The following is a 21,107-nucleotide window of genomic DNA, read 5'->3' on the forward strand; positions in this document are numbered from 1 at the left end:
ATACGGTCAAGGTGGATTTCCTAAACCCTATGGGAAGCAAGCTCTTAGGAGTCCTAGTTACTTTCTGCCGTCTGTTGGTGCTGCGCCACTTCAGGTGCTGAAGAAATATATCCAGAATCAAGAAAAGCCGTCCTAGAACGATGGGGTTTTCAACCCATTTTTTAGATAAATGATTAAAAAATAGTTTTTATTTATGGCAGTGAGACTCACTTTTGTGAGTGAATGGAGGAATACCCCAGCGAGAATTTCTGCCCAAATAGTTAAGAGTAACGTAGTTATCACTGATGCTCTCTAAATCTGTTGATAGTATTTTGAATCATGCCCTTTTGGGCTACGATTTATCCCCGGCCGATGGAGTGATATTATTAAAACAATCTGATCCACAAGCCATCGCCGCTATTCGTACTACAGCCGACCACATGCGCCACAGTCAAGCAGGCGACACGGTAACTTATGTAATTAACCGCAACATCAACTTTACTAATATTTGTGAGCAACACTGTAGTTTTTGCGCTTTCCGTCGGGATGACGGAGATGCAGGCGCTTACTGGTTAGATTGGTCCCAAATTCTGGAAAAATCCACAGACGCAGTACACAGAGGAGCAACGGAAATCTGTATGCAGGGGGGATTAAACCCACAAGCACAAATTAACGGCAAATCCTTATATTACTACCTCAAGTTAGTGGAAACTATCAAGGGGGGATTTCCCCAAATACATCTACACGCTTTCTCTCCCCAGGAAGTGCAATTTATCGCCAGAGTTGATGGCATTGAATACGCTGATGTAATTGCTGCTTTGCGGGATGCTGGTGTAGACTCTATGCCAGGAACAGCAGCAGAGGTGTTAGATGATCAAGTCAGGCGCATACTATGTCCAGAGAAAATCAATACAGAAACTTGGCTAAAAATTGTCAGTACCGCTCACCAATTAGGTTTACCCACCACTAGCACTATATTATCCGGGCATATTGAAACCCCAGAACAAATTATTGGGCATTTGGAAAAATTGCGATCGCTGCAAAAAACCGCCATTAATCAAGAATATCCTGGGTCTATTACTGAGTTTATTATCTTACCATTTGTAGGCAAAGAAGCACCTAAATCATTACGTCGTCGGGTGGGACGCGATCAACCAGTCCTCCATGATGCTTTATTACTAACGGCTGTGGCGCGGATTTATTTAGGAAATTGGATACCAAACCATCAACCAAGTTGGGTGAAAGTCGGACTAAATGGTGCTACTCAAGCTTTAACTTGGGGTTGCAACGATATAGGGGGTACATTAATGGAAGAACATATTACCACCATGGCAGGGGCTGTGGGTGGTACTTGTATGGAAGTAGAAACCCTCCAAAGTGCGATCGCTTCCATAGGGAGACCCTACCAACAAAGAGATACTTTATATCACAGAGTCATTGGTTATCAGTCACTATAGAAATGATCCCCAAGACACCAATCCAAGATAGGATAGACCTTGATTTATGTATTATTCATTGAAAAAATATGAAGCGCTATTGGTCACGTTTACTAGCTTTGGTTTTAGTTGTCACCATTGGTCTGATGGGCTGTTCTGGCAGTCCAGACAGTTTAACCGGGGATTATCGTCAAGATACCTTGGCTGTAGTCAATATTATGAAACAAGCTCTGGATTTAACACCAGATTCACCCAATAAAGCCGCTATTCAAGCAGAAGCACGTCAAAAAATCAATGATTTTTCTGCTCGCTACCAACGGGATAATTCTGTTTCTAATCTCAGTTCCTTTACAACTATGCGAACAGCCCTCAACTCCCTAGCTGGTCACTACAGTTCATACCCAAATCGTCCCGTACCCCAAAAGCTTAAAAATCGCCTAGAGGAAGAATTGCAACGGGTAGAAGCAGCGCTCAGACGTGGAGCTTAACCACCGGCTATTCTATCGTTAAGGGTCAAAAGTCCAGAGTGATCAGTTTTCACTCTCGACTTATGGCTCCTGACGAAAAAAATGGGATTAGAAGCTCATCCTTCTAGAACAGCTTTAGTTGATTTCTAATATACTCTAAGATTACCTATAAACTACAAGAAAAATAGATCAAGTTGGTTTTTTTGTTCAGTTCATGGGCAAAATTGATCACAAAATCTGGCAACAGAAATAAAACTTTGACAGTCTCCAACAAGTAGGGTACAAAACCGTGGGTTAGTCGGTTATTGACTAGCATTTTTGATACCTGTAATTGAAAACAATTTGTATTTGAGTTAATCACAGATTTGTGCTTCTACTGTTAGCTATGTCTAATTTTCCTTTTAATCTGGCTAGAACAATTCTATTTTGCCGATTTTGGCGCGGTCTATTTACTACAGTTTTTACCAGTAGTTTGTTAATTTCTGGTAATTTAAACCAAGCAGCACAAGCGCAAGTAACAGATTATTGTCAACTATCACCAGCAGCAGCAAAAACCAAAGAAAGCTTACGTTTATCAGCCCTTCAAGGCAATGAAGATGCTCAAAAACGCTACCAACAACTAGTAAAACAACACGCACAGGATTTACAAAATTGCCGCGATCGCACCTGGCCAGAAGTCCAAGCTGTATGGTTACGTTTATATCCCTGTGACCTACAGCCAGGAGCAATTGACCAAGTTATGGATCGCATTGTCAACCGTGGCTACAACCAAGTTTATCTAGAAGTATTTTATGACGGGCAAGTATTATTACCAGCAGCAGCTAACCCCACAGTGTGGACTTCTGTAATTCGCACCCCAGGAGCGGAAAACGTTGATTTACTAGCTACAGCTATTCAAAAAGGGCGGGAACGTGGTTTAAAAGTTTACGCCTGGATGTTCACTAAAAATTTTGGCTACACCTACGCCCAACGTCCAGATCGCCAAGAAGCCCTAGCTCGTAATGGCAAGGGTCAAACCAGCTTGTATGTCACTGATAATAATTCTCAAGTATTCATTGACCCCTATAACCTACAAGCAAAACAGGACTACTATCAAATGGTGCTGGAAGTAGTACGTCGTCGCCCTGATGGAATGCTGTTTGACTATGTGCGCTATCCCCGACAAGCAGGTAGTGATTCTATAGCCACCAAAGTCTCAGACCTATGGCTATTTAGTCCAGCCACTCAACAAGCCTTGTATCGCCGCGCCCAGAATAACAAAGCATTAGAACTAATCAAGCGTTTTTTGGGTAAAGGATACGTATCAGCAGGAGATATCAACGAAGTTGATCAGCTTTACCCCAATGAAAATGAACCCATGTGGCAAGGCCGCATTCCTCCACCGGAGCCAAAGTCAATTTCATCAGCAGATGACAGACAACGACTGTTACAATTACAACTGTGGCAATTAGCAGTTGCCCACGCCATGCAGGGTATTTTAGATTTTGTCGCTTTAGCAGCTTACCCAGCCCAGCAACAAGGCATACCATCAGGGGCAGTATTTTTCCCATATGGTAATCAAACTTTAGGGCAGGGGTATGATTCTCGTTTACAGCCTTGGGATAGGTTTCCTAGTTCTTTACAATGGCATCCCATGTCCTATGCAACCTGTGGTAATGCTATTTGCATTGTGGACGAAGTAAAAAGAGTTTTGCAGTCAGCACCACCGGGAACAAAAATTATCCCAGCCTTGGCCGGAACTTGGGGAAAATCAATGAGCAATCGTCCATCGCTAGAAGCACAAATGCAAGCCCTGCGACAATTTGCCCCCCAACTAGCAGGAGTCAGCCATTTTGCCTATTCTTGGCAAGAACCAGAACATGATAACCAGCGCAAGTTCTGCCGTGTTCGGTAGAATATGATTTATAGTAGTTGGCTGGCAATCTGGGTAATTTAAGATTAGGGGTTCTTGGAAAAGTTTTAAATGATAAATTTAGACATTCGTAGACGACCCCTAATTACCCTTAATCAGGTAGGGAGGAGCTAAAATTTTTGATATATCATCAGGGAATTTGCTTAACAGAGTAGTCAACTGATAAGACGACGATTAAAGTCCTCACTACAAACCAGCATATCACCCCATCCTATACTATCTTGCTTTATGCAGGCGATCGCTTATGGCTATTTCCAGACTTGTACATTTTGCCCAAAATTCCCGCTTGTCCCAAAAACTAATGCTCATTGGCATAGCCATTACCTTATTTTTTCTGTTTTTGGCATTTTTCGCTCCTTTGTTCCAAGCTTGGGGATGGTTACAAAACGAGCGAGAGTTTCTTTCTAACCCTATTCAAGCACCACCATCAGCTGAATACTGGTTTGGTACGAGTCGGTTGGGACATGATGTATTTTCCCGCACTGTGTTTGGTTCCCAGGCTGCCATAAAAGTAGTAATTTTAGCTACTACCATGAGTATGATTATTGGTGTACCTTTAGGCATGGTAAGTGGGTATCTGGGGGGTAAATTAGACCAGGTACTGCTGTTTATAATGGATAGTATCTACACCTTACCAGGGTTATTACTCTCGGTGACACTGGCTTTTGTCGTGGGGCGAGGAATTTTGAATGCAGCCATAGCCATTAGCATTGCCTACATTCCCCAATATTATCGTCTTGTCCGTAATCACACAGTCAGCGTTAAAACAGAAGTATTTATTCAAGCGGCTCAAGCTTTGGGTGCTTCCACTTGGGTAGTCCTGTCTCGCTATCTATTTTTTAATGTGATTCAAAGCGTACCCGTATTATTTACCCTCAATGCAGCAGATGCAATTTTAGTTTTGGGTGGTTTAGGCTTTTTGGGGCTAGGACTTCCAGAAGAAGTGCCAGAATGGGGACACGACCTGAGACAAGCCTTAGAAGCCCTACCCACAGGCATTTGGTGGACTACTCTTTTCCCCGGTTTAGCAATGACATTGATGGTAGTGGGGTTATCACTACTTGGGGAAGGACTAAATGAGTTTGTCAATCCTCGATTACGGCGACAAAATAGAGAAATCAAAAATCATTGAATCCTATTGATGGTTTTCTCGTCTAAATATTTTTGAACCGACTACACACAGACTAGAGTGAAAGATAATATTTCTTTAATTGCAGCTGCTACCGGCGGATTTATGCTATCCGTGGCCTTGTCTGGCTTGTTACAGGGTACACCTATTACATCTCGACATAAACCATCCAGTTTCCATTCAGCTATCGTGATAAGTTCCCCAGGGGCGACCGAGAAAACCAAAAACTCAAAGTTTTTGGCCGATAAAACCCACAATAGCTAAATTAATACATATATGGGGCGCTTCTGTAGGCATTAATTCCATGAGATGTGTTTGGTATATTTCCAGGTGGTTAATTCACAATTAATTGGTATTGATGTGGGGGGAACAGCGATTAAGCTGGGACGATTTAACCCCGATGGTACTTGTCTACAGTCCCTCACTGTGGCAACTCCCCAACCATCGACACCAGAAGCAGTTTTAGCTGTTATGGTGGATGCCATCGCCCAAGTTGATCCGTATAATCAAGCTGTAGCCATTGGTGTAGGTACTCCTGGACCCGCTGATAAAACCGGACGTATTGCCCAAATTGCCATTAATTTACCAGAATGGCGCAATGTACCTTTAGCAGACTGGTTAGAAGCGAAAACAGGTAAACCAACTGTTATTGCTAACGATGCCAACTGTGCCGGGTTAGCAGAAACTTGGTTGGGTGCTGGTAAGCCTTTTCAAAATCTGATTTTATTAACTTTGGGGACTGGTGTTGGTGGTGCAATTATTCTCAATGGCCAACTGTTTGTGGGACATGAAGGCGCAGCTGGAGAACTCGGTTTAATTACCTTAAACCCCGACGGACCTTGGTGTAATAGTGGTAATTCAGGCTCCTTAGAACAGTATGCTTCAATTAAGGCAATTCGTCGCCGCACAGGTAAAGAACCCGCCGAATTGGGCGCACTGGCTGCCGCAGGAGATCAGTCAGCATTGACTTTTTGGCAAGAATATGGTAGAGATTTGGGCGTTGGTTTAGCCAGCTTAATTTACGTGTTAACACCAGAAGCCGTTATTATTGGTGGTGGTGTTAGTGGCAGCTTTAAGTTTTTTCTTCCCGCACTTAAAGCAGAAATTGAGCAGCGAGTGATGCCCACATCTCGTTTTCGTCTACAAATTCTACCGGCACAGTTGGGTAATTGGGCGGGAATGGTGGGTGCTGCTAAATTGGCATCATTAGTTATTAGTCACAATAGAGGGAACCAGGAACAGGGAACATAAAATTTTGGCTTGCAACTAAATACAAATACTAATTTTCCAGAATAGAACGGCAATTGGAATTACAGCAACTGTTAAGTATAGTCTAGCCAAGTTGATAATTTAAAATAAAGAATATCCGGTTGATTTTTCCACAAATCTTAGAACTTTCTGATAACATTCCGGATTGCTGAGGGGATTGATAATAATCGGGATACTAGCATCAGGTAACCAAAATGTGAGCCTACCATTAGCTTCTTGGCAAAAAGAACTAATGCAGGTGAGATTAATTATATATTCCTTGCGTTCATCAATAATCTTGATCCAGTGGGGGTTCTCTAGTTCTAACCCAGTGAGATATTTTATATGTTCTAGCAGTTCCTCATAGTCTTCTAAATTATTCTGGCGATTCAGGACAATGGGAATAGCGGAATCAGGTAACCAAAAGGTAATCCTGCCGTTGCTTTCATAACAAAAAACATTAACACGGTCAAAATTGACTACATATTTTTTCCTATCGTAAAGGATTTTCACCCAGTACGCCACAACATCTCCTTGAGTTTTAAATTTATGAATGATGCACCCTACAAATCAGTAAATCTTGTTAAGAAACCTCTACTGGTGTTGGTAAGTTAGACATGGGATGACTCCGGTTAATTGCGGCTTCCATAAATCCTGTAAATAAAGGATGGGGACTGCTAGGACGTGAATGAAACTCCGGATGAAATTGACAGGCTAAAAAGAAGGGATGTTGAGGCAGTTCGACGATTTCCACCAAACGCCCATCTGGGGAAGTTCCACTAATAACATAGCCAGATTTCAATAACATATCACGATAAGTGTTGTTAAACTCATACCGATGTCGATGGCGTTCGTCTACTACCTCTTGTTGATAAAGATTGGCAGCTAAGGTATGAGGAGCAAGATGACAAGGATAGAGTCCTAATCGCATGGTTCCGCCCAAATCAACCACATTCTGTTGTTCTGGCAATAAGTTAATCACAGGGTGCTTGGTTTCCGGGTCAAACTCAGCACTGTTAGCACCGACTAATCCCTGTACATTTCTTGCCCATTCAATCACAGAACACTGCATCCCTAAACATAAACCCAGGAAGGGAATTTGGCGATCGCGGGCATATTTTATCGCAGAAATTTTGCCATCTACCCCCCGAATACCAAAACCTCCGGGTACTAATATCCCGTCCACACCTGCTAAATAAGTTTCTGCTGGTTGGGTTTCTAATTCCTCTGAATTCACCCAGCGCAAACGCAAATCCCCATGGGTAGCAATGGCAGCATGACGCAGCGCCTCTACCACGGAGAGATACGCATCACTTAACCGTACATATTTACCCACAATGGCAATTTCCACAGTGTATTTAGGACTGTATAAGCGGTTGACCATAGTTTCCCACTGCACCAAATCGGGTTGGCGTTGTTCCATTTGCAGCAAATCTAATGTTTGTTCTGCCAGTCCTTCCCGTTCTACAATCAGGGGTACTTCATAAATACTGCCAGCATCTTGGGCAGTGATTACACATTCCTCCGGAACATCACAAAATTCCGACAACTTGTTTTTTAATCCCAGAGGCAAGGGGCGATCGCACCGACAGACTAAAATATCTGGTTGAATACCAATGGATCTTAATTCCTTGACAGAATGCTGTGTTGGTTTAGTTTTCATTTCCCCTGCGGAAGCTATCCACGGAACCAGAGTAACGTGCATATACAACACATTTCCCCGTCCTACTTCTTTCCGTAATTGGCGAATAGCTTCCAAAAACGGCAGTGATTCAATATCTCCCACAGTGCCGCCGATTTCCGTAATTAATACCGCAGGTTCGGTACTTTCGGCAACACGTAAAATACGCTCTTTAATTTCGTTGGTAATATGAGGTATAACCTGTACAGTACCACCATTATAATCTCCGCGGCGCTCTTTATTAATTACCGCTTGGTAAATCGAGCCAGTGGTGACACTGTTTAACCGCGACATGGAGGTATCAGTAAAGCGTTCATAATGCCCCAAGTCTAAATCCGTTTCTGCCCCATCTTCAGTCACGAAAACTTCCCCATGCTGAAAAGGACTCATTGTCCCTGGGTCGATATTAATATAAGGGTCTAGTTTCAAAATCGACACCGAATAATTGCGTGATTTGAGTAACCGTCCCAGACTAGCTGCGACAATACCCTTACCAATACTGGAAACGACACCTCCAGTTACAAAGATAAACTTAGTCATAGTGTATAGTAATTTGAATTTTGAGCAACTTCTGAAAAAACATCCCGTTCTTGTGCCACAGTGGCTGTGGTGAAATCATCTTTGCTGTTATCGTGAAAAAACTTCTAGGATTAGTAATACTAGCCTTAATTGTTACCTCCTCTGTAGTAGCATGGGCAGAAATTGGTACCCTACCCCCGACAAAATCACTTTTGATTGTTTATCCTCCAAACAACCACCAGACCAGGGCGAAAAAAATCTTTTTTATTGGCACAGCGCCCCCAGATGGACAGGTTCTCATCAATAGTAAGGCAATTAAACGTAGTCAGTCCGGACATTTTGCGCCAAGTTTTCCCTTGCAGTTGGGAAAAAATATTTTTACCGTAAGTCACCAAAACCAAGAACTAAAAATTGAAGTTACAAGGCTGGAAACACAGCCTGAGTTACCTCAAGGGTTAGCCTTTGCCAAAAATTCTCTGACTCCAGCAGTTGACATTGCCAGACTACCGGGAGAGTTAATTTGTTTTAGCGCTATTGCACCCCCTAATGCCAGTGTATCTGTGAAACTAGCTGATCAAACCATTGCCCTTGCCCCCCAGGGTCAACAGGTAAATCTACTTAGTAACTTAGCAGCACTTACAGGACAAAACCAACCCACTGCCCAGTCTATCCCAGGACAGTATGAGGGTTGCACCACCATTAAACCACCTGTTTCCCACAGCGTAGATTTGGGCAGTCCAGAATTTAAACTGACACTCAAGGGCGAGACCATCACTCAACCAGGAGACGGCAAAATTAAAATCCTCTCCCCCGCAAACTTGCAAGTGGCTGAGGTGGTAGTAGATGCAGGGGTAGCCCGTACCGGTCCAAGTACTGATTATTCTCGACTCACTCCACTTCCCCAAAGGACACGGGCATCAATTACAGGTAGTGAAGGTGAATGGTTGCGCCTAGACTATGGCGGTTGGATTAATAGTAGGGAAACTCGCGTTTTAACAGGCGTTAGTACCAGCACAACTATCCGCAGTGTGGGATATCGCCGAGTTTTGGGTGCCACCGAGATAGTTTTCCCCCTACAAGTTCCCGTACCCGTGAGTATACAACAGAGGGATGATAATTTCACCCTTACACTGTACAACACCACAGCCCAAACAGACACAATTCGCCTGGATGATGATCCTTTGATTTCTCGTTTAGATTGGCAGCAGATAACCCCAGGACAAGTGCAATACACTTTTAACCTGAAAAAATCTCAACAGTGGGGATATAAGCTGAGATACAACGATACAACCCTGGTTTTAACTTTACGTCATCCGCCACAAATGAAACGGCAAAGACAAAAACCCCTATCTGGTATCAAGATTTTACTCGATCCCGGACATGGTGGCAAAGAATCAGGTGCAGCCGGACCAACTGGATATTTAGAAAAAGAAGTTAATTTAGTTGTGTCTAAGTTATTCCGGGATGAATTAGTCAAGCAAGGCGCTACAGTGGTTATGACCAGAGATACTGATGTTGAGGTTTCTTTAGGCGATCGCATGGCCATGATACATCAAGAAGAACCGACCATCGCTTTTTCCATACATTACAACGCTTTACCTGATAGTGGTGACGCTGAGAATACTATGGGAATCGGTACTTTTTGGTATCATCCCCAAGCCCATAGCCTGGCTGTATTTATCCAAAAGTATCTAGTAAATAAGCTGAATAGACCTGACTATGGGGTGTTTTGGAATAATTTAGCCTTAACTCGTCCCCATGCTGCGCCATCAGTTTTATTGGAGTTGGGTTTTATGATTAATCCCCAAGAGTTTGAATGGTTGACAAATCCTCAACAACAGCAAAAGTTAGCCAGGGTTTTAGCTGAGGGTGTGGTTGAGTGGTTTAAGATTTCTCAATGACTTTGAGGATCATGAGGAGTGAAAAATTGGCATAGTGAATAACCCCCAAGCCAAACCAGTAATTAAGCCAAAAGGTGTCACCAAATAATTATGAAAACTCCACAAACCAAAAACCTGAGCCGCTAACTCCAAAGGATAAGCCATCATCAACACGCTGGCCAATGCTGCACCATTCCAGCCATATTGACTTAACCAATAAAAACCTTTACCACCAGTTACTCCATATAACAACCGAGTAACTAACAACCCCGTAACAGTACCATAGCAACGCATACACACAGCCATAATAAACGGGGGTGCTAAATCCAAACCCATATCAGGCTGCGGGCAGACATGATTACCCAAAAAATAAATAATCTCCGCAATTCTGCCTAGCAGAGACACATGAGACGCAGCCAAAAAAGGAGCAATTGGGGGGCCAACAACCATCCCCAATAACAGGAAATCAGTTGTAAAACTCACCCAATTAACCTGTAAATCTTGCTGAAAAACTACTCTACCCATTTTTTTCTCTGCGCCCTTGCGCCTCTGCGTGCAACAATTCTTAACCTACATTAGCAACATAGGGACTTGTCAACTTATCCAACTGCTGAATCAACAGACTGAGGAACAAACCCACATCAGTCACCACGCCCACCGATTCCACAGAACCGCGATCGCTTAACTTAGTAACTACAGCTGGATTAATATCCACACAGACCATTTTCACCCCAGCAGGAGTCATATTCCCCACGCCAATGGAGTGCAGCATACTAGATAGCATCAAGATCATCTCCGCACCCTCAATCAATTTGGCGTATTCCTCCTGTGCTTGAATCAAGTTCATTTGCGTATCAGGTAAAGGACCATCATCGCGAATAGAACCAGCCAAACTAAAATGAACGTTATTGGTCACACATTCATACATGACACCACTGTTAATTACTCCCGCTTCCACCGCCTTGGCAATGCTGCCATAACGCCGCACAGTATTAATGGCTTTGAGGTGATGGCGATGTCCACCACGGACAGCCACACCCCGCTTCATATCCACACCCAGGGAGGTTCCCATAATATTTTGCTCAATGTCGTGTACTGCGATGGCATTACCACCCAACAGCGCCTGTACATATCCCTCGCGAATTAGTCGCGCCAAATGTTCACCGCCCCCCGTGTGAATCACCACAGGACCTGCGGTAACAACTACCTTACCTCCTGCATCCCTAATTTTACGTAGTTCCCAAGCCACTTGTTCTACTACAATTTCCACACGCCTTTCGCTGGAAACCCCCGATGACATAAAGCTAAATTCTTGAGAAGCTCGATTTTCTCGGTATTCGGTTTTCCGGATTGTACGGATACCTTGCACATCCACAACTACTAAGTCATTGACTTCTAAATCCCGAAGAATTTTACACCTGGCAATAAAACCATCGGCAGTTTGAGTAATAGCGATCGCCCCATCCATGCGCTGATTCTCTACTTTCACCCACTGCCCGTTAATCCGCACTTCGGTAGGATAGATAGTACTAACATAGAAATCATCAGGAGCCACTCCAGCTTGAAGTACAGGCTGTAATTTAGCATCTCGTTCATTTTGGGGCAAATCCACCGCCCCCAAATCAATTAACTGAGAGATGATTTCTTCCATCACTTCATGAGAAGGAGCCGAAACCCGCACCTCAGCAGCTGATGTACTTTGGCGTTGTTCCCCCAAGTTGAAGTTCATCACTTGGAAACTTCCCCCACCATCCACAATTAAGTCTAATGCCCGGTTAATTAAACCAGAGTCTAGCAAATGGCCTTCCAGCCGAATCACACGGCTTTGTACAGGGATATTCGCATGAATTTCTTGATGGAGTGGTTCTGTAACTCGCAGTGTCAAACATTTAGCAGCCCCACCTGCTTTGAGGAATTCTGTTAAAGGTGTTTCCACGACTCGGAAACCAACATCTGTTAAGCGTGCTTTTAAAGCATTGCTGGCTTTGTTCATAATCACAATACTTTCCACATTAACTGTGTTACAAGCAAAGTTAACAGCATCAGCTTCTTGAATAGCTATCCGCTTTTCTGGTGCAACTCGCATTTCTATTAAGCGGTTAGAATAAGCATCAAAAGCGCCTGGATAATACAATAAATAGCCGTTAGCTAAAGGACAGAAGCAAGTATCAAGGTGATAGAAACGCTCATCAATTAAGCGCAGGGATAGCACCTCAATATCTAGCCATTTAGCCAAATAAGGGTGAGAATCTAATTCTGAGCGAAAGCCATATCCAGCCCATAACCAACGTCCTTCCCGGTCTAAAAGTGCATCCCCCGCACCTTCAAAAGGTAAGTCTTTTGGTAACAAATGAACCGTGTAACCGTTTTCTTCAAACCAATTTTTAAAGAAAGGTTCTTCTCCCTGACGTTCTTTATGCAGAAATCGACTCAAGACAACATTTTCTCCCAATACTAAGCCTGCATTAGCAGTAAACACCATATCAGGCCAACCCTTCTGAGGCGTTACTAAATCCACAATGGCGTGTTGTTTCAGGATGTGGTAGAGTTGTTCCCACTGTTCCACCGCGCGATCGCGTGAAGACTTGTGAATATTCCCTTCCATCCAGGGATTAATCACATAATCCACATCATAGTGGTCAGGGGCGCACATTAAGAAACGAATCAAGGAAGTCATATCAATCCTATAAGAGTTGAGATGCTACAAGCCTACTTCAAAGATAGTTTTTTGTGGGTTTAATTTTGCTGATAGCAGGGAATATTGATTATTGACACTCCCCACGCCTAAAGGGGAAGGAATACTTTTCTTATATCAAAAAAAAGGGTTAATATGACTGAATAACTGAGAATAGGTAGCAATAAACCATGAGTTTTTCCGGTGTCGAATATCGCTCCCAAGAAGTTGAAACCGTCAAGACCTTCTTAATTTACAGTGTAATTGGCTCCCTAGCCCTACACATAGGGCTATTGTCTTCGGGTCTCGGTAGTTGGTTGACGACAGAGCCAAAACAAAGATATGAACCAATAGAGTTAGTAATTATAGATCCCACAGAGCCGAAAGTTGAGGAAGCGGAAAAACCACCAGCAATAATTCCCCCCAAAATTAAAACATCCCAGCCTACCAAAATCGTCACCAGTACAGTAACACCAGTCACCCAGGCGAAAATAGAGCCAAAAATTACTCCGTCTCTTGTAGCACCCCAACAGCAGCCAAAGGTAAAGACTGTTGCAACTTCCCCAGTTCCTCAGCCCCCCCAACCTGCAATTCCCCCACCCCAAGAATCTGTAGCTAACTTAGAATCTATTTTGACTTCAAAATTATCAACATCACCAATTACGGTTCCTCAGACAAATCAAGGCAGTGAAAAGCTGAGAGAAACTTTAAGTGGATTAAGAAACTCTAGAGTGACTCAAGAAAGTGCCACTACTAATAATAATACTAATAATACCAGACTAGAGCCATCGCCTGTAGCCGTTGCCCCCACTACCCCCACCCCTCCACCAATCAAAACCAACCCAGAAACTAAAACACCACCAAATAACAACCCTAGCGGTAATTCCAAGGGTTCGGGTAATGGTCGTGCTGCTTGTAGTCAGTGCAACGCCCAATATCCAGAGTTTGCCAGAAGGCGAGGCATTGAAGGCAGGGTAGAAGTTGCTGTCGATACTGACGCACAAGGTAATGTTACTAATGTGCGGATTGTTGGCTCTAGTGGTAACAGCAGGTTAGATGATGAAACCTTAAGACAAGCCCGTAACTGGAAGTTAAAACCCTCAGAGAGTGGCAGACAGGGAGTATCAATAGCCACTGAATTTGCCCTTCAAGGTTCACGCCGACACCAGCGAGTCCAACAACGCAAAAGAAGTCACCAAACAGCAACATCTACTCCCAATTCTACAATTGATACAAATACTCCTGCTACCAACACTACCAAGAAACCTAGAGTCAGACGAACAACTACACCAGTACAAAATACTGTCACCGGTTCATCATCCACAAGAAAAACTTCCCCTCCCACTCCCGGAAATGTAAGAGAGTCTTTGCGCAGGGTGCGCCGTCAGCGAACCACCAAGCAAACCACCACTACTTCTGCATCTCCCGCTAACACCTCATCTTCTAGTCAAAATAAGTTGCGGAGTTTATTACGCAACAGTCGCCAAACCTCTCCATCTGAGTAAATATAGGTCGCTACTTGTTCGGCCAGGTGTTCAGCACTTTAACCTCTTGAACCATCCCGGCGATTGGCTTCGCCACAGCCGTAAGCAATCGCCTCCTCAATCAGGTAGCTTTTCTCTATATTCTAATAGAATAGAAATAAAGTTTATGAATCGCCCATGACCACTTCTAATCGCCGTTACCACATCATTACTTTCGGTTGTCAAATGAATAAAGCCGACTCAGAGCGCATGGCTGGCATTTTAGAAGACATGGGCTTTGAATGGTCGGAAAATCCCAATCAGGCAGATTTAATTCTCTACAATACCTGCACAATTCGCGATAATGCCGAACAAAAAGTGTATTCTTACCTCGGCAAACAGGCTAAACGCAAGCACCAGCAACCCCAGTTAACATTGATTGTAGCTGGTTGTGTCGCCCAGCAGGAGGGAGAAACTCTACTCCGACGAGTCCCAGAATTGGATTTAGTGATGGGACCCCAACACGCCAATCGGCTCAAAGATTTGCTAACATCCGTGTTTGATGGTAATCAAGTTGTAGCTACTGATTCAGTTCACATTCTGGAAGATATCACCCAGGCGCGACGAGATAGCACCGTGACTGCTTGGGTAAATGTAATTTATGGCTGTAACGAACGCTGCACCTATTGTGTGGTTCCCAATGTGCGCGGTGTAGAACAGTCCCGCACCCCAGAAGCCATACGCAAGGAAATGGAACAACTAGGACAGCAAGGTTACAGGGAAATTACTCTCTTAGGTCAAAACATTGATGCTTATGGTAGAGATTTGCCGGGTACAACCCCAGAAGGTCGGCATCTGCATAACTTCACCGATTTACTGTATTATGTACATGATGTCCCTGGAATTGAACGGCTGAGATTTGCTACTAGCCACCCTCGTTATTTCACAGAAAGGTTAATCAAAGCTTGTACTGAGTTGCCTAAAGTATGTGAACATTTTCACATCCCCTTTCAATCAGGTGATAATGACGTGTTGAAAGCCATGTCACGGGGTTATACTCATGAGAAATATCGCCGGATAATTGACACAATTCGCCGCTATATGCCGGATGCGTCTATTAGTGGAGATGCAATTGTGGGCTTTCCCGGAGAAACAGAAGCTCAGTTTGAAAATACCTTGAAATTAGTAGAAGATATTGGCTTTGACTTGTTAAATACAGCAGCATATTCTCCCCGTCCCGGAACCCCAGCAGCTTTGTGGTCCAACCAACTGAGTGAAGAAGTGAAAAGCGATCGCTTGCAAAGATTAAACCATTTAGTCAATATTAAAGCAGCCGAGCGATCGCAGCGTTACATGGGACGCATAGAAGAAGTTTTAGTAGAAGACCAAAATTATAAAGATCTCACTCAAGTGATGGGACGCACTCGCGGTAATCGTTTGACTTTCTTCACCGGCGACATTAATCAATTAAAAGGACAGTTAATCAAGGTAAAAATTACCGAAGTTCGCGCCTTTAGCTTAACTGGTGAACCAGTACAAGTGCCGCAAGCTGTATTTTAAATCATCCTTAAACACTTGTAGCAACTAACTGGTCTAACTCTTGCTGCATCTGATCAACAACTAATTGATAACATTCATAGACATAGTGGCGATCGCCAGCTACCTCTTGCCCGTACCGTGGAAACACAATGGGTTTACACACCCGCGTTTGAATCGGTACTGGTAAGGGGATATTGGGAAGAGGTCCCATTGCTAATCCCCAAGGTAATCCTAAATAAATAGGAAAAACCACCGGGTCAATCCCAAACAACCACGGCATTCCCCATTCATGGAGTTGATGTAACATTTTATATATATCAGTCAACACAATCAGAGTATCATGAGCGCCTGTAGAAATCACAGGTACAATGGGAACTTCCTCCCGTAGGGCTAACTTGATAAATCCTTGCCTTCCGGCAAAATAAATTTTATTCCGCAAATGATGGGGTCGAAATACGTCTTCCGCACCCCCAGGATAGACAAGTACACTCGCCCCAGAACGGAAAGCAGCGTAAGCCATTTTAGGATGAGCAATAACCGCACCAGTTTTCGCCGCCATTTTCGCTATTTCTGGGGTAAACTGCCAAACATGGGAGTGCATGAGACCATAAACAGCTTTGTCATAGCCAAATTTCCGGAACCAGTCATACATGACCATTGACATATCAGGAGCAGCCAGTCCCCCATTGTGAGAACCAACAAAGAGGACTTTTTCCTGGCTAGGGATGTGATCCCAACCACTGGTTTGAACTCGAAAGTAGTAACGATATAAAAACCCCAGTGAAGGCATCAAAGATTTAATGAATTGCGGATCTCGTTCATTTAAGGACCAACCCAGTCTTGTTTGACTTTTATGTTTTTGTGGTAACATTGAGCAAAAGTAAGAGAATTATTCAAACATCCAATAGTGATCATATGGCTCAATTATAACTAAAATTAAGTTTTTTTTCATACATATACGTTCTACCTTAATTACCTGATACATAGAGTAAATAATGTAATATTTACTACCACAAGTAAATAAAAAATTTGCAGGTTTAGTGAAATTGTCTAAAATAGCAAAATGCCTGTAATAGTTATTCTTAGAAAAAAATACCCACAGTGAATTTTATGTTTAACTATCTGCCAAAATGGCAACCCCTTAAACTTATCACGTGATATATTCATGAATGATGCAAGGATTGACTTTGATTAAAACACGGAATCCAGCACAATTAGGGGTTCTTTTTGTTTAGATAATCTTCTCTCCTGACAAGTCATTAAGTTCAATGTTTCCTATTTTCCTTTCATTGCAAGGTGTATTGCCACTTTCAAGCTATATAGACGGGTTTGCACCCGTCTTTTATTTTGCTATTTTGACCAAAATATCTGACGGGGCGACAAACAAGGCTGAACACAAGACAGTGTAAAGAATTTAACGATTCATGGTCAAAAAAAGATAGGTCAGATATTGTCAATAGGATCTATCTAATTCCAATTCCCCAACAACCATAGTCGGTTTCAACCGACTTTAGCTATGAGACAGGGAATTTATTCCCTGGCTGTCTGGTGACCGCTTTATTTCTCTAGTTTTATTGATAGCGATCGCTTATTTCACGAAATAAATCATTATCAGCTTTTCTCACATTTGCACACATCCCATAGGAAGATGACTAATGAATAAGATAACTGGTAAATTAATCCGGGATGTTGTTATGCACTGGATTTATAGTGAGGTTTGGTCATCCGCCAAACCTCTTTTATTATTTGTAGGTCACAACCCCCCACGCTAAAGCCCAGGGGAGTGTGTCGGGTTATTCTTCTGGCTCGTTCTCACCTAAACGTTGTTTGTTCAGGTTTTGTAGTTGCTGTAACAGAGAATCTATCTCTGCTTCCAGGTGTTCCAATTTAGCCCGCTGTTCGTCTTGATAGTAGGACTTGCTGACATCGCTAACCAAGAGAGTCTGGCAAGGACGTTCAGAAACATTAGATAAATAAGTACCCATTGTTCAATACAATCTACAAATTAACTCACAACACTTAGTAAACACTATAATAGTTAACACATGGTGAAGGTTTGTTTAAAAGATAACATACTTCATATTTTTTAACAATAAGTTACTGGCGTTTCCTTATCGATCGCCATGGTCTGGAATAAGTTCCCCGGTCACATTTGCACCCATTGGTAATTATGGTTAAGTCACTTCTTCCCTAAAACAACAACCACCAGCGAAACGAGTGAAACGCTGGTATTATGAGAAATAATATTCTTATAGTTCTTCTGGAAAAAGAAGAATTAGCTTTTTCAGCTTCCCATCCTCTCTTATCCAACCCTTAGTTAAAAAGTTTTAAAACCCGTGACTGTGAGTTTGTCTGTTGCTAAATCTTATCGCCAACCCTGGCCAGGGCTAATAGAAGCCTATCGTGATTACCTGCCTGTGAGCGAAACAACCCCCGTTGTAACTTTATTGGAGGGCAACACTCCCCTTATCCCAGTACCAGCAATCGCAGAACGCATTGGCAGAAAGGTAAAAGTACTTGTCAAATACGATGGTCTTAACCCCACTGGTAGCTTCAAAGATAGGGGTATGACCATGGCAATTACCAAGGCTAAGGAAGCCGGGGCTAAAGCAGTAATTTGTGCCAGCACAGGTAATACTTCAGCAGCAGCAGCAGCTTATGCCAAACGTGGGGGAATGAAGCCGTTTGTACTAATACCCGATGGTTATGTGGCCTTGGGTAAGTTAGCACAGGCTTTGTTATATGGGGCGGAGGTTTTAGCAATTAAGGGTAATTTTGACCGCGCCCTAGAAATTGTCCGGGAAATGGCAGAAAGTTATCCCATAACTCTCGTTAACTCCGTCAATCCCTACCGTTTGGAAGGGCAAAAAACCGGAGCATTTGAAGTTGTGGATGCTTTGGGTGATGCCCCAGACTGGTTATGTATCCCAGTAGGCAATGCAGGTAATATCACAGCATATTGGATGGGATTTTGTCAATATCATCAAGCCGGAAAGTGCGATCGCTTACCCCGCATGATGGGATTTCAAGCCGCAGGCGCAGCGCCACTAGTAAATAAACAGCCAGTAATTCATCCCGAAACCATCGCCACAGCCATTCGCATTGGTAACCCCGCTAGTTGGGATAAAGCCATAGCCGCCCAGTCAGCTAGTCAAGGTAGTTTTAAAGCTGTAACTGATGGCGAAATTTTGGATGCTTATAGACTTTTGGCATCACATGAAGGTATTTTCTGCGAACCCGCCAGCGCCGCGTCTGTAGCCGGTTTGTTACAGGTCAAAGACCAAGTTCCCACCGGGGCGACAGTGGTTTGTGTCCTCACAGGTAATGGTTTAAAAGACCCAGATACAGCTATTAAACATAGTTCTAGCCAATTTCAACAAGGTATCGAGGCGGAGTTAGGTGCAGTAGCCAAAGCTATGGGATTTTAAGAAGCAATCATGCGATCGCCCAAGATCGCTTTTTGTTTTATTGCGATCGCCCAAGATCGCTTTTTGTTTTATTTAGTCGGTAAATCCTTAACCATACCAACTAAAACCTTCATTAAAATATCCACATCCGTTGGTACACAGTAAAGGTTTAAATTTTGAGTAATTTGTTTTAATTCACGTTCCAAAATCACAAATTGCCAAATATTACCAATAGAAACCGCTCCATAAACTTGAAGATAGTCAATAGGTGAGCAAAAATCAAAAGCAATTAATTCCACAGCCAGTTGGACAACACCTCTTTGGAAATCTGCCTTTTTAGCCTCAATTTAGCCTCAATTTAGCCTCAATTACTAATATTATTTCTCGTTTCCTCCCCCAGCCCGTTCTTTTGTCAACCCATCAATAGCATCCCCCAAAGCCGTGGTTAAGCTTTTACGAGTTTGGGCGTGGTTTTCTTGCTCGTTTTTTAAACCTTGCAACAGGCGATCGCGTTCTTTAGTAATAGCGATCAGTTGGGTTTGCAATTCTTGCAGTGATTGAATTTTTTTAATTTCTGCTTCTATTGCTGTTGCCGATTCAGCATCTCCCATTATATCAGATTCCAGCCCCTTGAGTTGATGTATCTCCGCTTTTAGGGAAGCGATCACCTGTTGGGCTAAATTTGCATCTGTGCGCCGCTGTTCTGCTTCCGTGTTATAAAGTTTACGCCACTTTTGGGCGCTTTCCCAAGCCGTGTCACGTTCCCGTTGCTGTTCTGCTAATTGTTGTTTGAGTGACTGAATTTCCCCAAGCCACTTTTGAGTTAAAGCTGTGATTTGATCAATACTTTCCGACATTTTGACGCTGTTTTCTATACTACAAATATACTAAACTTAAGTATAATCTACCCCCATACCCCACACATATAAAAAATTAAATTAAAGATTGTTTAATCTAGGGATGACTTGCAAAGTAAACAAGGGATAAATAAAGGTAGTGTCATCTACTCGACCATTCTCCGACTTATCCTATGACCTATTGTCTCAGAATTGCTGATATCCCCTCAGATGAGCGTCCACGTGAACGTTTAATGACCCACGGACCGAAAATTTTGGCTACAGCTGAATTAATTGCCATTCTTTTAGGTACTGGTCAAGGTCCAGGAAAACTTTCAGCCGTAGGCTTAGGGCAATATTTATTACAGGAATTGGGTAAAAATCAACGTGATCCCTTAACCGTCATGCGAGAAATCACCCCCGCAGAATTAATGAAAATTCCCGGTATCGGCCCCGCAAAAGCCACAAGCATATTAGCAGCCATTGAATTAGGGAAACGAGTCTTTCAATTTCGTCCCCTAGACAGTATACCAATTGATAACCCCATGGTGGCAGCAGCAGCACTTAGTCAAGACCTGATGTGGCAAACACAAGAGCATTTTGCAGTGTTGTTATTAGATGTGAAAAACCGCTTAATAGGAACCCAAGTAATTACCATTGGTACTGCTACCGAAACCTTAGCATCTCCTCGTGACATTTTTCGTGAAGTTATTCGTCAAGGTGCAACCCGCGCAATTATTGCTCATAATCACCCTTCAGGTAACCTAGAACCCAGCAAAGAAGATATAGAATTGACCCGTCAGTTATTAGCCGGGGCGCAGCTATTAGGCATTCCCTTATTAGATCACATAATTTTAGGCAATGGTAATCACCAAAGTTTACGTGAAATTACTAATTTATGGGACGAATACCCCCAGGGTGATTAATACCAAGTCGG

The 21,107-nt window shown here is 43.0% G+C and carries 19 protein-coding genes and 1 pseudogene; 12 read left to right on the plus strand and 8 right to left on the minus strand.

Going from position 1 to position 21,107, the window contains the following annotated elements; genetic code table 11:
• The 7 genes and pseudogenes from NWP17_RS17205 to NWP17_RS17235 all read left to right on the plus strand — a co-directional run.
• Positions 1-136 (plus strand): annotated as a pseudogene (locus tag NWP17_RS17205) (IS200/IS605 family transposase); the annotation flags it as partial.
• Positions 137-284: 148 nt separating this feature from the next.
• On the plus strand, positions 285-1,436 hold the full coding sequence (cofH, locus tag NWP17_RS17210) for a 7,8-didemethyl-8-hydroxy-5-deazariboflavin synthase subunit CofH (protein ID WP_280656096.1): 1,152 nt from the start codon (positions 285-287) through the stop codon (positions 1,434-1,436).
• Between the two features lie 68 nt (positions 1,437-1,504).
• Positions 1,505-1,903 (plus strand): photosystem II protein Psb27, encoded by a 399-nt coding sequence (psb27, locus tag NWP17_RS17215; protein ID WP_280656097.1) that lies wholly within the window; start codon positions 1,505-1,507, stop codon positions 1,901-1,903.
• Between the two features lie 364 nt (positions 1,904-2,267).
• Positions 2,268-3,776 carry a family 10 glycosylhydrolase gene (locus tag NWP17_RS17220; RefSeq protein WP_280656098.1) on the plus strand — a complete coding sequence of 503 codons (1,509 nt, stop codon included), beginning with the start codon at positions 2,268-2,270 and terminating at the stop codon, positions 3,774-3,776.
• Between the two features lie 262 nt (positions 3,777-4,038).
• A complete protein-coding gene (locus tag NWP17_RS17225) occupies positions 4,039-4,926 on the plus strand; it encodes an ABC transporter permease (RefSeq protein ID WP_280656099.1) in 888 nt (295 codons plus the stop codon).
• 57 nt (positions 4,927-4,983) lie between these two features.
• Positions 4,984-5,187: a hypothetical protein gene (locus NWP17_RS17230; protein WP_280656100.1), complete on the plus strand. Its 204-nt coding sequence runs from the start codon at positions 4,984-4,986 to the stop codon at positions 5,185-5,187.
• Between the two features lie 66 nt (positions 5,188-5,253).
• The gene (locus tag NWP17_RS17235; protein ID WP_280656101.1) at positions 5,254-6,174 is read left to right on the plus strand and encodes an ROK family protein; all 921 of its coding nucleotides are present in this window, start codon (positions 5,254-5,256) and stop codon (positions 6,172-6,174) included.
• Positions 6,175-6,273: 99 nt separating this feature from the next.
• Here the strand turns inward: NWP17_RS17235 and NWP17_RS17240 are convergent, their stop codons facing one another.
• Together NWP17_RS17240 and NWP17_RS17245 are read right to left on the minus strand one after the other, a co-directional pair.
• The gene (locus NWP17_RS17240; protein ID WP_280656102.1) at positions 6,274-6,696 is read right to left on the minus strand and encodes a hypothetical protein; all 423 of its coding nucleotides are present in this window, start codon (positions 6,694-6,696) and stop codon (positions 6,274-6,276) included.
• Between the two features lie 58 nt (positions 6,697-6,754).
• Complete coding sequence (locus tag NWP17_RS17245) at positions 6,755-8,392, minus strand: CTP synthase (RefSeq protein WP_280656103.1); 1,638 nt, start codon at positions 8,390-8,392, stop codon at positions 6,755-6,757.
• A 92-nt stretch (positions 8,393-8,484) separates the two neighbouring features.
• Between NWP17_RS17245 and NWP17_RS17250 the strand changes: the two genes are divergently transcribed.
• Positions 8,485-10,272, plus strand: a complete 1,788-nt coding sequence (locus tag NWP17_RS17250; RefSeq protein ID WP_280656104.1) for an N-acetylmuramoyl-L-alanine amidase — start codon at positions 8,485-8,487, stop codon at positions 10,270-10,272.
• Positions 10,273-10,281: 9 nt separating this feature from the next.
• Here the strand turns inward: NWP17_RS17250 and NWP17_RS17255 are convergent, their stop codons facing one another.
• Both NWP17_RS17255 and argZ read right to left on the minus strand, forming a co-directional pair.
• Entirely contained in the window at positions 10,282-10,776 is a 495-nt protein-coding gene (locus tag NWP17_RS17255) for a DUF2085 domain-containing protein (RefSeq protein WP_280656105.1), read from the minus strand.
• 40 nt (positions 10,777-10,816) lie between these two features.
• On the minus strand, positions 10,817-12,928 hold the full coding sequence (gene argZ, locus NWP17_RS17260) for a bifunctional arginine dihydrolase/ornithine cyclodeaminase (protein WP_280656106.1): 2,112 nt from the start codon (positions 12,926-12,928) through the stop codon (positions 10,817-10,819).
• Between the two features lie 188 nt (positions 12,929-13,116).
• Here argZ and NWP17_RS17265 point away from each other — a divergent pair, with 188 nt between their 5' ends.
• Together NWP17_RS17265 and miaB are read left to right on the plus strand one after the other, a co-directional pair.
• On the plus strand, positions 13,117-14,430 hold the full coding sequence (locus NWP17_RS17265; RefSeq protein ID WP_280656107.1) for an energy transducer TonB: 1,314 nt from the start codon (positions 13,117-13,119) through the stop codon (positions 14,428-14,430).
• Positions 14,431-14,586: 156 nt separating this feature from the next.
• A complete protein-coding gene (gene miaB, locus NWP17_RS17270) occupies positions 14,587-15,948 on the plus strand; it encodes a tRNA (N6-isopentenyl adenosine(37)-C2)-methylthiotransferase MiaB (RefSeq protein WP_280656108.1) in 1,362 nt (453 codons plus the stop codon).
• Positions 15,949-15,955: 7 nt separating this feature from the next.
• Here miaB and NWP17_RS17275 read toward each other — a convergent pair whose 3' ends face one another.
• Positions 15,956-16,798, minus strand: a complete 843-nt coding sequence (locus NWP17_RS17275) for a lysophospholipid acyltransferase family protein (protein WP_280656109.1) — start codon at positions 16,796-16,798, stop codon at positions 15,956-15,958.
• Between the two features lie 922 nt (positions 16,799-17,720).
• Positions 17,721-17,912: a hypothetical protein gene (locus NWP17_RS17280; RefSeq protein ID WP_280656110.1), complete on the minus strand. Its 192-nt coding sequence runs from the start codon at positions 17,910-17,912 to the stop codon at positions 17,721-17,723.
• A 351-nt stretch (positions 17,913-18,263) separates the two neighbouring features.
• Between NWP17_RS17280 and thrC the strand changes: the two genes are divergently transcribed.
• Positions 18,264-19,355 (plus strand): threonine synthase, encoded by a 1,092-nt coding sequence (gene thrC, locus NWP17_RS17285; protein ID WP_280656111.1) that lies wholly within the window; start codon positions 18,264-18,266, stop codon positions 19,353-19,355.
• 68 nt (positions 19,356-19,423) lie between these two features.
• On the opposite strand, the gene NWP17_RS17290 is transcribed toward thrC, so the two are convergent.
• On the minus strand, positions 19,424-19,633 hold the full coding sequence (locus tag NWP17_RS17290; RefSeq protein WP_280656112.1) for a hypothetical protein: 210 nt from the start codon (positions 19,631-19,633) through the stop codon (positions 19,424-19,426).
• A gap of 78 nt (positions 19,634-19,711) precedes the next feature.
• On the minus strand, positions 19,712-20,191 hold the full coding sequence (locus NWP17_RS17295; RefSeq protein WP_280656113.1) for a hypothetical protein: 480 nt from the start codon (positions 20,189-20,191) through the stop codon (positions 19,712-19,714).
• A 173-nt stretch (positions 20,192-20,364) separates the two neighbouring features.
• Between NWP17_RS17295 and radC the strand changes: the two genes are divergently transcribed.
• Positions 20,365-21,096 carry a RadC family protein gene (gene radC, locus NWP17_RS17300; RefSeq protein ID WP_280656114.1) on the plus strand — a complete coding sequence of 244 codons (732 nt, stop codon included), beginning with the start codon at positions 20,365-20,367 and terminating at the stop codon, positions 21,094-21,096.
• Positions 21,097-21,107 lie beyond the last annotated feature (11 nt).

This window comes from Chrysosporum bergii ANA360D (assembly GCF_029891735.1).
Taxonomy (GTDB): Bacteria; Cyanobacteriota; Cyanobacteriia; order Cyanobacteriales; family Nostocaceae; genus Umezakia; species Umezakia bergii.